General features: G+C 43.6%; 14 protein-coding genes. 9 read left to right on the top strand and 5 right to left on the bottom strand.

Features of this window, described 5'->3' with window-relative positions:
- Positions 1 to 26: 26 nt before the first annotated feature.
- Complete coding sequence (locus tag JI723_RS14920; protein ID WP_081335825.1) at positions 27 to 179, top strand: AcrZ family multidrug efflux pump-associated protein; 153 nt, start codon at positions 27 to 29, stop codon at positions 177 to 179.
- A gap of 332 nt (positions 180 to 511) precedes the next feature.
- On the opposite strand, the gene JI723_RS14915 is transcribed toward JI723_RS14920, so the two are convergent.
- The 3 genes from JI723_RS14915 to JI723_RS14905 all read right to left on the bottom strand — a co-directional run bounded on the left by JI723_RS14915 (position 512) and on the right by JI723_RS14905 (position 3,803).
- Positions 512 to 1,516 (bottom strand): aromatic ring-hydroxylating oxygenase subunit alpha, encoded by a 1,005-nt coding sequence (locus tag JI723_RS14915; RefSeq protein WP_272581074.1) that lies wholly within the window; start codon positions 1,514 to 1,516, stop codon positions 512 to 514.
- A complete protein-coding gene (locus JI723_RS14910) occupies positions 1,513 to 2,580 on the bottom strand; it encodes a hypothetical protein (RefSeq protein ID WP_337979538.1) in 1,068 nt (355 codons plus the stop codon). Before JI723_RS14910 ends, JI723_RS14915 begins: the two co-directional genes overlap by 4 nt.
- Before the next feature lie 68 nt (positions 2,581 to 2,648).
- Positions 2,649 to 3,803 (bottom strand): ATP-grasp domain-containing protein, encoded by a 1,155-nt coding sequence (locus tag JI723_RS14905; protein ID WP_272581072.1) that lies wholly within the window; start codon positions 3,801 to 3,803, stop codon positions 2,649 to 2,651.
- A 433-nt stretch (positions 3,804 to 4,236) separates the two neighbouring features.
- Between JI723_RS14905 and modA the strand changes: the two genes are divergently transcribed.
- From modA to modC, 3 genes are read left to right on the top strand one after another with little or no spacing between them, the layout of a single operon-like run.
- On the top strand, positions 4,237 to 5,007 hold the full coding sequence (modA, locus tag JI723_RS14900; RefSeq protein WP_272581071.1) for a molybdate ABC transporter substrate-binding protein: 771 nt from the start codon (positions 4,237 to 4,239) through the stop codon (positions 5,005 to 5,007).
- Positions 5,008 to 5,025: 18 nt separating this feature from the next.
- Entirely contained in the window at positions 5,026 to 5,715 is a 690-nt protein-coding gene (gene modB / locus JI723_RS14895; protein WP_070925004.1) for a molybdate ABC transporter permease subunit, read from the top strand.
- A gap of 1 nt (position 5,716) precedes the next feature.
- Positions 5,717 to 6,790: a molybdenum ABC transporter ATP-binding protein ModC gene (gene modC / locus JI723_RS14890; RefSeq protein ID WP_272581070.1), complete on the top strand. Its 1,074-nt coding sequence runs from the start codon at positions 5,717 to 5,719 to the stop codon at positions 6,788 to 6,790.
- 156 nt (positions 6,791 to 6,946) lie between these two features.
- Here modC and JI723_RS14885 read toward each other — a convergent pair whose 3' ends face one another.
- The gene (locus JI723_RS14885) at positions 6,947 to 7,765 is read right to left on the bottom strand and encodes a pyridoxal phosphatase (protein WP_070925003.1); all 819 of its coding nucleotides are present in this window, start codon (positions 7,763 to 7,765) and stop codon (positions 6,947 to 6,949) included.
- Positions 7,766 to 8,223: 458 nt separating this feature from the next.
- On the opposite strand from JI723_RS14885, the gene pgl reads away from it, so the two are divergent.
- Complete coding sequence (gene pgl, locus JI723_RS14880; protein WP_140186340.1) at positions 8,224 to 9,210, top strand: 6-phosphogluconolactonase; 987 nt, start codon at positions 8,224 to 8,226, stop codon at positions 9,208 to 9,210.
- Positions 9,211 to 9,356: 146 nt separating this feature from the next.
- On the opposite strand, the gene bioA is transcribed toward pgl, so the two are convergent.
- Positions 9,357 to 10,628: an adenosylmethionine--8-amino-7-oxononanoate transaminase gene (bioA, locus tag JI723_RS14875; protein WP_272581068.1), complete on the bottom strand. Its 1,272-nt coding sequence runs from the start codon at positions 10,626 to 10,628 to the stop codon at positions 9,357 to 9,359.
- 92 nt (positions 10,629 to 10,720) lie between these two features.
- Here bioA and bioB point away from each other — a divergent pair, with 92 nt between their 5' ends.
- Genes bioB through bioD form a run of 4 tightly spaced genes read left to right on the top strand, consistent with a single transcriptional unit; the run spans position 10,721 to position 14,345 of the window.
- Positions 10,721 to 11,758, top strand: a complete 1,038-nt coding sequence (bioB, locus tag JI723_RS14870; protein WP_140180645.1) for a biotin synthase BioB — start codon at positions 10,721 to 10,723, stop codon at positions 11,756 to 11,758.
- Positions 11,758 to 12,912 carry an 8-amino-7-oxononanoate synthase gene (gene bioF, locus JI723_RS14865; protein WP_272581067.1) on the top strand — a complete coding sequence of 385 codons (1,155 nt, stop codon included), beginning with the start codon at positions 11,758 to 11,760 and terminating at the stop codon, positions 12,910 to 12,912. The genes bioB and bioF overlap by 1 nt, the downstream gene beginning before the upstream one ends.
- A complete protein-coding gene (bioC, locus tag JI723_RS14860; RefSeq protein WP_140180642.1) occupies positions 12,893 to 13,669 on the top strand; it encodes a malonyl-ACP O-methyltransferase BioC in 777 nt (258 codons plus the stop codon). The genes bioF and bioC overlap by 20 nt, the downstream gene beginning before the upstream one ends.
- Entirely contained in the window at positions 13,662 to 14,345 is a 684-nt protein-coding gene (gene bioD, locus JI723_RS14855) for a dethiobiotin synthase (RefSeq protein ID WP_319068720.1), read from the top strand. Before bioC ends, bioD begins: the two co-directional genes overlap by 8 nt.
- The last annotated feature ends 472 nt before the right edge of the window (positions 14,346 to 14,817 follow it).

Genomic DNA, 14,817 nt, shown 5'->3' with positions numbered 1-14,817 from the left:
GCTAGTAATAACTTAAGAGGCTATTAATGTTTGATATTTTAAAAAGCATGGGCTTCGCCCTGTTGATGGTTCCAGTCGTGATGTTTTTGATCATGGGGTTGATTTATGGCCTCGGCGCTTTCTTTAACCTGTTATCTAAAGCGCACGTTCCGCATCATCATACCGAGAACAATAAATAGTTCTTCCTCCATTTAAGCTCGCCTGTTTTTGTTAGAGAACAGGCTGCTCTTTTCTTTTATTGATGCTCTTTTATATTTGGTTGACTTGTGCTTTCCCGAATAAGTGTAAAAAGAGTTTGTAAACTCAACAATTCACTTCGAAACAAATCGCTATATTGAAGGTTGTAAGACCTAATGAAACGGTAGGGATTTATCGAGTATACCCGTCATCCTTCAAATTGCAGGGTTGTTGACTACACTCAGCTAGTCGCCTACCTGCATCTCGAATTATTTAGAGTATATACCTCAGTAAAATCTTATAAGTATCTTATTAGTTACAACAAACCACCTATTTAGAGCCAAAAAGAGAACTGGCGTTCCTCAAATATAAGTGGTTGTCCATCTTCGAGTAATTTACGTATACTCGGGCCAAGTAAGTCCTGCTCTCCATCCAGAGGAGTAAGCAAGGGGTCTGGAAAACGCAATTTATTGTGAGTAACCTTCTCTAGCATCAGGCGATCTTGGCGCAGGATCACGCGAAATAGCTTACTTAATATGTAACGTTTGATGATTGCTGGAAGCCAGCCACGCTTGGTGGCTATTCGAGCAAACAGTTGTAGCTGACCGTTTCCACATGGTACCAACCAAACACTGACTAGTAGATTAAGTGCATCATTGCCATCGCGGTACTCTATTTCTGCCAGACATGGCATACGGAAACGCCCCATACTGACGCCGCGCTCGCGTTCAAACAGCCGAGAAATAATCCCTGACTGTTTACCCTCTTCGCTGTACACGGCTTCGACGCCATCTGCGAGTGGGTGAACTTGAGCACTGATTTTTTGTCGTTGTTTATCATGACGGATCCAGCCTGAGTGAACGAAATGAGTATGAAATCCATCGAGAAAGTTCTCTGCCGCATCCTGCAATGAACATTGCACTCGATCAGTGATCCAGAACGTATCTAATATTTGATGCTGATGAGCAGGAGCAACAGGTGGGGTTAATAGGGTTTCCGTACTCAAGCTTACCCACACCAGCCCATAAGCTTCACAACAAGCCAAACTATCGAGCAGAGGCTTGCTTCCCGAGGCTTGATCACTACCGGGAATTCGAGTGCAACGTCCGTCGGCGGAAAACCGCCAACCATGATAAGGACATTCAATCTGCCCATCACAGACTTTGCCAGCGCTCAATGGTGCAAAACGGTGCGGACAACGATCTGGTAGCGCGGCGGCACGCCCCTCACGGGTACGAAATAGCACCAGCGGCGTGTCATGTAATTGGCTTGCCACAGGTTTGTTTCGCAATTGGGCGCTGAGAGCGACAGGCCACCATTGGTGAAAAATCGAATTCACAGTTTGAACCTCTTCATTATAGGTACGCCAATACGATGCAATAAATAGCTAAGCACCGTCCATACAAGGCGTCGCCCCCAAGACAGATGGGCGGTGTAGATCAGGCTATATTCGATTTGCGGCTGTCCTCCCCGCAAGCGTTTGAACTTGGCTGCGCCAGAGCTAAAGTTTAGCACTTGACGACGCTCAACGGCCTCTTGTAGGCACAGGCGGGTTAATTGTCGATATAATCCAATCTTTTGGGGTAACGTGGTGTCGTAACCGACGATTGGGGCGCTAAGTAGGGTAGAAGACGAGAACCAGCCCAACGCGCCGTCAATACGCCCTTCAGCGTTACGTAAGGCGCGAAATTCTAGCCATCCCTCGCGTTGTCCTTGCTGCATCCATCGTGCATTGTAGTGGGGGTTCAGAGTACTGTATTTATCTAAGTAAAGCTGATTATAAAGATGTTCGATTCTCTTGAAATCGGCATCATTTAAATCGTTACCAAGTACTACGGTATACGGGCTACGTCGTAATAAGGTGGCATCCAATTGGGTGTTATGATGCTTGAGAAACGGTGCGTGCTCCCCAGCCCGTCCGTCAAACAAATAGACTTGACGGCTAGGGACACTCAGATAACCGAGGGTTTTCAGTTTCTGGCGCAACTCACGATTGCTGAAATCATTAAGCGAACGAAAGCCGAGTGCATGCTCAGGAAATTCTCTTTGTAGCAGCGCCGTAACTGCTGGTAGCTCAGAGATATCCCAATCTGTGGGATAAAGATTTGTCGATAGCAACCAGTTATTCACTTGCACTAATTTGTTGATTTTTCCCGCACGTAGTAGACAAGCGACAGCTTGAATCAGCAGTTTCAAGGGCCAAGTTAGGTATGGTCTGTCGAGGCGTTTGAGCTCTTCAAGCGCATAACCGCTGTAGGCTGTTTGTGGGGATACCACATAGCAGTTGTCATCAGGTTCGTTACCTTCCGTGATACTGACAGGCAATTGCTGTGTTCCCGTATCGAGTAGCACCATTCTAGCGCTAACATTACTGATTAAACGGTCATTGGCACATGCGCGCACATAGCGTAAAGCAAGGCTATCATTAGGGCTGGTGTTCTCGCTGAGAAATTGTTCTTTAAACAATAATTTCATGGAGTGTGTTCCCTTAACGGCTGGCCGTTCCATTCGATATCAGCCGTAGACGCAGCTAATAGCCCACAGCGTCGAGATACAGCCCGAGTAATGATTTCTGTGAGACTACATGTTTGTGCTATTAGCGGCCACCAGTCACCTTTTTGAACAATGACATCGCGAGCTATGGTGTAATCACGCCAGTACTGAGGACTAAAAAGCCGTCGTGGTGCTGCAAATAGCAGCATAGCCAATGCGATCATTCGAGGCTCTAATGTCGGTTCAAGTATTTGTTCGCATGAATGACTCAAGCTATTTACTAATAATTGTCGCTGATTATCGAATAAGTGCACACCACTGGTTGCCCTTGGGTTACACTCCAGTACATGAAAACGACCGTTTCTATCCTTAATAAAATCGAACCCCACTTGCCCGTTGTAAGCGGTTTCTTGACCAAAATGTTCAAGGAACTGGCGTACTGGTTCCGGTGTGCTCGGCTGGAAATAGATCCCTGAGCCACGACCAACTCGATAGCGTGGGTGATAACAGCTATGGGCTCGTAGTTCACCATCAATCAAAATACTAAAACTGCAAAACTCCTGTCCTTCGATAAATCGCTGTGCTATCCATGGCTCAGCCTGAGTAGGTTGCACGTCGTTTAACTGTTGGGCTGACGGGCGGATCAAAGTTTGTGAGGCAAAGCGTGAGTACGCGGGTTTGAACACCCATCTCGCCGCTTCATCAGCGAATGTGAGTAACGATTGGCGGTCTGTCAGTAGATGTGTTTCGGGCGCAGTCACGGACCAACCATCCACCATGGCGGCAAAATGCCCTTTATGATGTAAACGGTGCAACAACGAAAAGTCACTGGTTAACACTCGACACAATGGTAATAGACGTTCGAGGCCATGAGCCAAATAAAACACCTCTTCACACGTTGGCAATAGCAGGTCAATACGTTGAGTTTTGATCGCCGCCGCCAGTGCTTCAATCCAAGCTACTGGATCCTTTCGTGGTTCAGGTAAACGGATATACTGCTGCACCGAGCGACTGAAACGGCTTAATGGCTGGCTCAACGAATCGCCGACGCTGACAGCCCATCCTGCCTCTTCAAAGGCTCGCGCCCATTCTAAGCAGGCAGGTGCACGTGCACCGAGAATCAGTACGTTCATAGCAATCTCTTAGGGAATTTCAGTAAATATGGAGATACACAAGCTTTTTATTGGAGAGCGAGATTTTGTCTGTCATAAGCTTGACCAGTATCGTTATTTTTGTTTTTTAGTAGATAGCTGTAAATTTTACCATCTTTTCACCTTGATCTTTAAGTAAATTAACTCAAATTATTTCAGGTGTATTTTGGTGTTTTACTCTCCATTTAACTGAGCTATCTTGCACCATAATTATAAGTAGGCTTTTAGTAACACACCTGACTCGCATCTTCCTGAACTTTAAAAAAGAATGATGGACAAATTTATTACTGGTGACAATCCTTAAAATATTGGTCAAATTGTTGCGCTAGCACACTTTTATGTAGCCTATGCCTTTAAGTTAACGTTATATCTTGGTATATATAGCGTAACTATTAATATTAGGATGGGGCATGAAATGAAAAAAAGTTTGATCAAGTTTTTAGCTGGCGCGACGATAACTTTATCTATGGCGAGTTATAGTAGTGCGGCAGAGAAAATAACTGTTTTTGCTGCGGCATCACTGACTAACGCAATGAATGAAATTTCTGAGCAGTATCAGAAAGAGCATAAAGTGGATGTTGTTTCTTCTTATGCATCTTCTTCAACGTTAGCGCGCCAAATCGAACAAGGTGCACCCGCGAATCTGTTTATTTCTGCTGACCAACAGTGGATGGATTATGCCATTGATAAGCATTTGATGGTGGATAACACACGTTATACCTTGTTAGGTAATGAATTAGTCTTGATCGCACCAAAAGATTCTAAAATTGAAAAAGTGGAAATCAACCAACAAACTGATTGGAAAAAGTTGCTTGATGGTGGTCGTTTAGCGGTTGGTGATCCGGATCATGTGCCGGTTGGTATTTATGCAAAAGAAGCGTTAGGCAATTTAGGTGCATGGGATACGGTGAACCCATTGTTAGCGCGTACGAATAACGTTCGTAGCGGCATGGCTTTGGTTGAGCGTGATGAAGCACCGTTAGGCATTGTGTATGGCTCTGATGCTGTTGCCAGCAAAAAAGTAAAAGTAGTGGGTATTTTCCCTGCTGATTCGCATAAACCTGTTGAATACCCAATGGCTATCGTCAAAGATCAAGATAATAAAGCCACTCGTGACTTTTATGAGTATCTGAAAACCCCAGCGGCTTCTGAGGTATTCAAACGTTACGGTTTCACCCCACGTTAAGGGATTATAGTATTGCCGATGTTAAGTGCTTATGAATGGGAAGCCATCTACCTAAGTTTAAAGGTATCGAGTGTGGCAGTAATGTTTAGCCTACCATTAGGGATATTAATGGCTTGGGTTCTGGTTCGCTGTAATTTCCCCGGTAAAACACTGCTTGATAGTATTATCCATTTACCACTGGTTTTGCCGCCAGTGGTAGTTGGCTATTTATTATTGATTAGTATGGGACGTCGCGGTTTTATTGGTGAATGGTTATATAATTGGTTTGGTTTCAGTTTCACTTTTAGTTGGCGAGGTGCGGCTTTAGCCTCTGCTGTGGTGGCTTTCCCTTTAATGGTACGGGCGATTCGATTAGCGCTCGAAGCGGTTGATCGTAAATTGGAACAAGCGGCTAGAACATTAGGTGCAACGCCATTACGGGTATTTTTTACGATCACCATCCCATTGTCACTTCCCGGTATTATCGTTGGCACTGTGCTGGCCTTTGCTCGCTCATTAGGTGAGTTTGGTGCCACAATTACCTTTGTCTCTAATATTCCCGGTGAAACACAAACGATCCCATTGGCAATGTATACGTTGATTGAAACGCCAGGGGCTGAAGTGGATGCCGCTCGTCTGTGTATTATCGCCATTGTATTGGCGCTCATTTCGTTGTTAATTTCAGAATGGCTGACCCGCTGGGGTAAAAAACGACTGGGGGTAGCCTAATATGTTAGAGCTGGATTTTTCACAACAGTTGGGTGACTTGCAACTTGAGGTCAAAACAGCGCTTCCTACTGAAAGTATTACCGCGGTATTTGGCCTTTCTGGCGCAGGGAAAACCTCATTGATCAATGTGATTGGCGGGTTAACCAAACCAAATCGAGGTCGTATTGTACTGAATGGGCGTACCTTGGTTGACGTCGAAAAACGTATTTGTTTACCGCCAGAAAAACGTCATATTGGGTATGTATTTCAAGATGCACGCCTTTTTCCACATTATCGAGTGAAAAGTAATTTACGCTACGGTATGGCGCCTGAAATGAAAGAGCGCTTTGGTGAAATCGTTGGGTTATTAGGAATTGAAAAATTACTGAATCGCTTTCCGATTACGCTCTCAGGGGGGGAAAAGCAACGTGTAGCAATTGGCCGTGCTTTACTGACGGCACCTGAAATATTGCTGATGGATGAGCCATTAGCTTCATTGGACTTACCGCGTAAACGTGAATTATTACCTTATCTCGAAAAGCTTTCTCAAGACGTTAAAATTCCTATTTTATATGTTAGCCATAGTCTTGATGAGATTTTACGTTTGGCTGATAAAGTGATCGTCATGGCGCAAGGGAAAGTAAAAGCGTTCGGTGCATTAGAAGAGGTATGGGCCAGTAGTGCGTTACGTCCTTGGTTACAGCAAGATACACTGAGTAGTGTATTAAATGTGACATGCCACAGTAATCACCCTGACTATAATATGACAGCAGTGACTGTCGGCAATCAAAAGCTATGGATCCCTCGTGTTGATACTGAAAAAGGGGCTGAATTACGTTTACGTATTGATGCATCCGATGTGTCATTAGTATTAGAGAAGCCACAGGTGAGCAGCATCCGCAATATTTTATCCGCTGAAGTCGTGGAGTGGATGGAAGATGGCGAGCAAGTGGATGTTAAATTGGATTTAGGCGAACAGCACTATTTATGGGCACGTATTACTCGCTGGGCGCGCGATGAGCTGTCGATCCGTAAAGGGCGTCGTGTGTATGCGCAAGTGAAGAGTGTATCCCTTAGCCGAAACTTTTCATCATAGTTATCTATGTAATTAGAGGGCTAATGGTTAGCCCTCTATGATCACCATGCTTCAAGTTGTCGCTCTCACACTTATCAGCGTGATCTTATACACTTAGCGATTTGTTCACTTGTGAGCCTAACGACAACTTAAATCATTGAGCGTATAAATACGCGGTTACAAAACGTATTTGCGGATCACTTCCGCAATTCCCGGCTGGGTATTATCTTTAGTGACCAGTTTTGCTTGTTGCTTGATTTCATCGACCGCTTGGCCCATAGCAACACCGAGTCCAGCGGTGGTTAGCATGCTTAAATCGTTAAAGTTATCACCAAAAGCAACCACATCATTCATGGTCATCCCCTGTGATTCAACCCATTGTTTTAGGCGCTGGCCTTTGCTGTTACCTTTACGACCCACGTCGACTTGATCGGCCCATGACCATTCACATTCCAAGCCGAAATCGTTTTCAATACCACGCACAACCTCTTTCAGCTGATCAACATCTTCGGAACTGACAGCAAATTTCCAAATAGATTGATAGTCGTGCATAACGTCGGCATAGTTTTCAACAAACTGAATATTTGGGCGCTGTGCTTCTGGCAGGGTTTGAGCCCAGCTCAAGGTACGTTTGATCCCTTCTGTTGGCGCGTTATACAGCATCGCATTATCAACATACATTAAATGCTGAATATCCGTTCCTTGTAATCTATCAATCATTTGGATGGCTGATTCGGTGGTCATTGGATCGGATGCAAGTACCTTTTTACCTAAATAATCATAAAGGTAAGTTCCGTTACAGCATATTGCTGGTGTATCAAGATCCAGTTCTTGATAGAAAGGGTGGATAGCAACATGGTGGCGGCCAGTTACGATGAGAACTTTAACACCTTGTCTGCGGGCTTCATTTAAGGCTGCTAGGGATTCGGGTAAAATTTTCTTTTGAGGATCAAGCAATGTTCCATCAAGATCGAGCGCAATAACGCGGTATGACATAAACGGCTCCACGTGATTTGAGGTTGCATATGCCTTAATGAGTGGCTATATGATAGTTTTTGTCGTTGTTGGCTAAACAGAAAGGGATCTGTTAGCCTGAAAATAATCCAATACTAAAATAATTTAGTCATCTTAGCGGATATTGCCGATTAACTAAAGTGGCGCAGAATGAATCGAGTCAAGTTATTGGTAATCTGCTGTTTTGATCATTTTGAGATAATTTAGTGGAAGATGTGTTGAAAAAGAGGGGATTGCTTGTTACTCGCTAGTGTATCCTGAAATTAACCGTCATATACTCGTTATACTTCAAATTGCAGGGTTGTTGACTACACTTAGCTAGCCGAGTCACATAGTTTATCTATGCTCCCCGTCTATCTTCGCTTGTCGCCTACCTGCATCTCGAATTATTTAGAGTATAATGAAAAAAGCTATTTTATCATGAATCATAAGGAGACAGGATGAATCAGGTTGTCTATATTGCTAGCCCCGAAAGCCATCAAATCCACGTTTGGTCTATGAACGAAGCCGGTGAGCTCACGTTACTACAAACGGTGACAACACCAGGCCAAGTACAGCCAATGGTATTAAGCCATGATAAAAAACACCTTTATATTGGTGTCCGGCCCAATTTTCGAGTGATCACTTATCAAATTGAAGATAAGGGAACACTTAGCTTAAAAGCTGAGACGGTCATTCCAAGTACGCCGGTACATTTATCATTAGATAACACCGGCAAGTATTTGTTTGTTCCTTCATACCATCAACATAATTTGGCGGTCTTACCGATTGACGAAGAAGGTGTGCCACAAAGCGCTATCCAAGTAATAGAAGGGTTGCGTAATCCACATTCATCCCATGTTGACGCCGATAATCAACAGCTATGGGTACCTTGCTTAGGTGAAGATCATATCCGCCTATTTGATTTGCATGATAATGGTTATTTAACTGAAGCATCTGCTGATCAAATTAGCTCAGCTCAAGGTGCTGGTCCACGTCATCTGGCATTCCATCCGCAGCATAAAGTTATTTACTGTGTAAATGAATTAGATTCCACTATTAATGTTTACCATAAATTCACCCGTTATCGCCAAATACAGCATGTTAATGTTTATCCAGAAGGCAGCGAGAGCCAACGTTGGGCGGCAGATATCCACATCACTCCTGATGGTCGTCACTTATATGCTAGTGAGCGCTCAGACAGCTATATTAGCCATTTCCTCGTTTCCGATGAGGGGCGTGAACTCACGTTTGCGGGCACTTATCCGACCGAGGAACAACCGCGTGGTTTCAATATTGATGCAACAGGGCGTTTCTTGATTTCAAGTGGGCAAAAATCAAATAGCATTTCAGTTTCAGAAATCGATCCAATTACCGGTAAATTATCGCAAATTGGTCGTTACCCAGTCGGCAAAGGGCCTATGTGGGTAACGGTGTTGGCGCGCTAATTACGTTGCGCTTGTCATGTTTGTTAAGATATGGCGATAGAACCCTGCTAGTCGAGTCACTGAGTTTACCTAGGTGACTCGACTGTATTTACGGCTATGTAGCTGCGCTTTAAATTATTTAGCTCCCTTTGTTATTTAAAGGGAATTTATTGCTCGATTACTTCTCTAATCGCATTCGTCACTTTACTGAGCTGCTCAGGTAAAATGATATAAGGCGGCATCACATAAATTAATCGTCCAAAAGGCCTGACCCATACACCTTTGGCGACAAATTTTTTCTGTAATTGCGCTGTGTTTACGGGCTCTTTCATCTCAACGACACCAATAGCACCCAGTACACGGACTTGCTGCACATTTGCATGATCCTCAAGAGGAGTGAGTTCTCGGATCAGTTGTTGCTCGATATGAGCGACGGTTTGCTGCCATGGGCTTTCGCGCAATAATTGCAGACTTGCATTGGCAACAGCACAAGCTAGTGGGTTACCCATAAAGGTTGGACCATGCATAAAACAGCCTGCTTCACCATTGCTAATGGTTTCTGCAACATGTCGGGTGGTTAACGTCGCCGAGAGCGTCATATATCCCCCAGTTAGGGCTTTTCCTAAGCACATAATATCAGGAGAAATATTGGCATGATCACAGGCAAACAATTTTCCTGTTCGCCCAAAACCTGTCGCTATCTCATCGGCAATCAATAATATGCCATAACGATCACAAAGCTCACGCACCCCTTTTAAGTATTGAGGGTGATAGATGCGCATTCCACCTGCTCCTTGAACGATAGGTTCAAGGATGATCGCAGCAATTTCTTGATGATTTACCTCAAGTTGTTGTGTGATCGACTGTAAATCTAGGGGATCCCACTCGTCATAAAAACCACATTGAGGAGCATCAACAAAAATATGTGGAGGGAGATAGCCTTTGTACAGCCCATGCATTGAATTATCAGGATCACACACAGCCATTGCACCGAAAGTATCACCATGATAACCATGGCGTAGCGTCAAAATACGTTGGCGTTTTTCGCCTTTTGCTTGCCAATATTGCAATGCCATTTTCAAAGACACTTCAACGGCAACCGAGCCTGAATCAGCGAGAAAAACACATTCAAGAGGCTTGGGGGTAATTTCAATAAGTTGACGGCATAAATTCACCGCAGAGGGATGAGTGATCCCACCAAACATCACATGCGACATTTTTTGTAGTTGCTCAATCGCTGCTTGGTTGAGCACTGGGTGATTATAGCCATGAATTGCAGCCCACCATGAAGACATACCGTCAATGAGTCGCTCACCATTCGCCATTATCAGCTCTGTGCCTTCTGCCGCGACGATGGGATACGCAGGTATCGGGTGGCTCATCGAAGTGTAGGGATGCCAAATATGTTTAGCATCGAAAGCAATATCTGAACTGTCCATTTGTTTTACCGTCAACTTATTTTATTAAATCTGGTTGACATGATAACCACAATATTTAAACTGGCAACGACTTTTTACGATGGAGACCTGCCGTGAGCGAATTAAAAAAGTGGACAACTAAACAGGCTAATGAATTGTTTTCAATGCCTTTCTTTGAACTGCTATTCCAAGCTCAGCAAATTCACCGACAGCATTTTGACCCACAGCAAGTACAAGTCAGTACTTTGTTATCGATCAAAACAGGGGCTTGCCCTGAAGACTGTAAATACTGTGCGCAGAGCGCTCGTTACAAAACAGGGTTAGAAACTGAACGACTCATGGAAGTTCAGCAAGTATTAGAATCTGCGAAAAAGGCAAAGCAGGCAGGCTCAACGCGTTTCTGCATGGGAGCTGCGTGGCGTAATCCACGTGAGCGGGATATGCCTTACCTTGAAATGATGGTGAAAGAAGTCAAATCCCTTGGCATGGAAACCTGTATGACACTGGGTATGATCGATGATAATCAGGCGCAGCGTCTTGCAGAGGCAGGGCTTGATTACTACAACCATAATCTTGATACCTCACCTGAGTACTACGGCAATATTATTACTACTCGAACTTATCAAGACCGTCTCGACACGTTAGATAATGTGCGTAACGCGGGGATCAAAGTGTGTTCAGGAGGCATTTTAGGTTTAGGCGAAAAAGTGAGTGATCGTGCTGCATTATTGGTCCAACTCGCTAATTTACCCAAGCCACCTGAAAGTGTGCCAATCAACATGTTGATGAAGGTTGAGGGAACGCCAATGGCAGATAATGAAGACGTTGATGCATTTGATTTTATTCGTACTATCGCGGTTGCACGGATCATGATGCCAACCTCTTATGTACGTTTATCGGCGGGGCGCGAATATATGAATGAGCAAACCCAAGCGCTGTGTTTTATGGCGGGTGCTAACTCTGTATTTTATGGTTGTAAACTGCTGACAACACCAAACCCAGATGAAAACAAAGATCTGGCATTATTCAAAAAACTCAATATCAATCCTGAACGTATTGAGGTGAGTGATGGTGATAACCAGCAAGCAGCCCATTTAGCTGAAAAAATACTGACTGCCGATAATCAACAGTTCTATAACGCGGCTATCTAATGAGCTGGCAATCTTTTATGCAGGCGCAACTAGCACAGCGGCGACAAAATTCTGTTTGGCGCCAGCGGATCTGTGTTGAACATAACTCAGGACGTAAATTACAGGTTGATGGGCAACATTATCTAAACTTTTCAGGCAATGATTATCTAGGGTTAAGTCGTCATCCAAAGGTGATTGAAGCTTGGCAGCAAGGTGCAGCGCAATATGGTACAGGTAGTGGGGGATCTGGGCATGTAACCGGTTTTTCGCTTGCCCATCAACAGCTAGAAAATACCCTGTCGGAGTGGTTAGGTTACCCTAGAGCGCTACTGTTTATTTCGGGTTTTGCGGCAAATCAAGCGGTGATCACTGCCTTGATGAGTCAAGGGGATCGTATTTTAGCCGACAAGCTCAGTCATGCTTCGATCCTTGAAGCATCAATGTTATCGAATGCTAACTTGCGACGCTTCACCCACAATAGCCCATCATCATTAGAAAAGTTGCTAGCTCATCCAACAGAAGGAAAAACGCTGATTATTACTGAAGGCGTTTTTAGTATGGATGGCGATTGCGCTCCACTGATTGAATTACAACAACTTGCTGGACAACATAATGTATGGTTAATGGTTGATGATGCTCATGGTATTGGTGTGCGAGGGCGAGAAGGGCGTGGTAGCTGTGATGTACATGGTATCAAACCTGAATTATTGATTGTGACCTTTGGTAAAGCATTTGGTTTGAGTGGCGCAGCTGTTTTGTGTGATGAAACAACCGCAGATTATTTTATTCAAACCGCTCGTCACCTGATTTATAGCACTTCAATGCCACCGGCTCAGGCAGTTGCGTTGTCTGCGGCATTGCAACAGATCCGTGCAGCGGATGAGTCGAGGGAACAGCTCAAGCAACATATTGAGTATTTTAGAAAAAATAGTCAATTTCGGGATATGCAATTAGCGGACTCACAGATGGCAATTCAGCCTGTCATCGTGGGAGATAATGAGATCAGTTTACAACTTTCTGATTATCTACGACAAAAAGGGCTATGGGTACAAGCGATACGGCCACCAACTGTCCCACCCGGAAGTGCACGACTACGCATTACTTTGAGTGCCGCTCATTACCAACAAGATATTGATCAACTGTTGGAGGCGTTAAATGGTTTTACCATTAAGTGATGAAAAACAAAAAATCGCTTCGGCCTTTGGTAAAGCAGCAAAACGCTATGATTCGATAGCGTATTATCAACAAAATAGCGGTCATCAACTGCTGGATTTATTAGCCTCAGCACAGGTGAATTTAGCGGCTAAAAAAGTGATTGATGTTGGCTGTGGTACTGGTTTTTTCAGCCAAATAATCAAAGCACAAGGGGCTGAAGTGACCGCATTAGATTTATCGTCCGGCATGTTGGATGTTGCACGTCAAAAAAATGCGGCGAAGCAGTATATCTGTGCGGATATGGAAGCACTGCCTTTTGCCGACCAAACTTTTAATGTGGTTTTTTCTAATTTAGCGATCCAATGGTGCTCTGACTTATCACTGGCGCTGACTGAATTGCATCGAGTGACTAAAAGTGGTGGTGTGATTGTGTTTACCACGCTTGCTGAAGGCTCTCTATCGGAGCTATCGCAAGCTTGGGCTAGGTTAGATGGCTATTCGCATGTAAATGCGTTTTTAAGTTTTGAACAGATCACCGCGAGTTGCCAACCATGGCAGCATCAATTGTTGCTTCAGACCGATAAACTGCATTTTCCGGATTTAGCTCGATTATTGAATTCATTGAAAGGTATTGGCGCGACCCATCTCACCGCAGGGCGGCGTGGTGGATTGATGACAAGGCAGCGATTACATCGACTTGAGAGCGCTTATCCCATGTCTGAAAAGGGTCTTGAGCTTACTTATCAAACTGTATTTGGAATAATTTATCGTGACTAAAACTTATTTTGTGACCGGCACTGATACTGAGGTCGGTAAAACCGTGGTTAGTTGTGCATTACTGCAAGCGGCTAAACAATTGGGTTATCGAACTGCGGGTTATAAACCTGTTGCATCAGGCAGTGAACAAACAGCGCAGGGGCTACGCAATAGTGACGCACTATTTTTACAAGCGAACAGCACATTGCCATTAACTTACCAAGAAGTGAACCCGATTGTATTTGAAGCTCCGACATCGCCACATATTATTAGCGAAAAAGTTGGCCAGCCGATTGATTTTTCGGTTATGACCGATGGATTAATACATTTGCAGTCAAAGGCTCAGTGGGTGTTGGTTGAGGGAGCTGGTGGTTGGTACACGCCATTATCTGCGCAAGAAAGTTATGCAGATTGGGTGGTTGAGCAACAATTACCAGTAATTATGGTGGTTGGCATCAAACTGGGTTGTATTAATCATGCATTATTAACCGCACAAGCAATTAAACAATCAGGGCTAAAATTGGTGGGGTGGGTGGCGAATGAAGTCGAGCCAGCAGGAGACTATCAGGCCGAATATTTAGCGACATTACACCGTTCACTCAATGCACCTTGTCTTGGTATTATTCCTCATAAAAATATCGAACTGTTAGCAAATGTTGGGTCGTATATTGATGTGAGGTGTTTGCTAACCGTCTAGTGATGAAATTAAAGTGAAGGCCAAATAAAAAATAGGATATAAGAATCGACTGCCAAAAGTTTGTGATGGTATTGATTTTTATTGATTTTTTTTTGCATCGGCCTCACTGTATTTTTACATCTCAGGGCGAACTTCATTTTTACTTTATCAGGTATTTTACAATCTAATGTAGTGTTGTGATAACTATTATCATTATTTTTAACAATAATATGGTTATTTTAGGGGACTAAATAGGTTTGATTAATATTATCACCTCTTTCATATTAGAATATGTATTTTATCAATGACAAATTATACTCACCAAGGAGTATTATGATGAGTCATTTCTATTTATCAAATATACATATTTTATAATGAAATAAATCTAGCGAAAGATACTGAAATTTTCAATTTACGACTTCTATTTAAATGATAAAACAGTATTAATGAAGCAATTGAATATCATTAATGAATAGTGCTCAGCTGCTTTCAG

Source organism: Providencia manganoxydans (assembly GCF_016618195.1).
Classification (GTDB): domain Bacteria; phylum Pseudomonadota; class Gammaproteobacteria; order Enterobacterales; family Enterobacteriaceae; genus Providencia; species Providencia manganoxydans.
The sequence above is the reverse complement of the archived record's forward strand: the minus strand, read 5'-3'. Positions and strand labels throughout refer to the sequence as shown.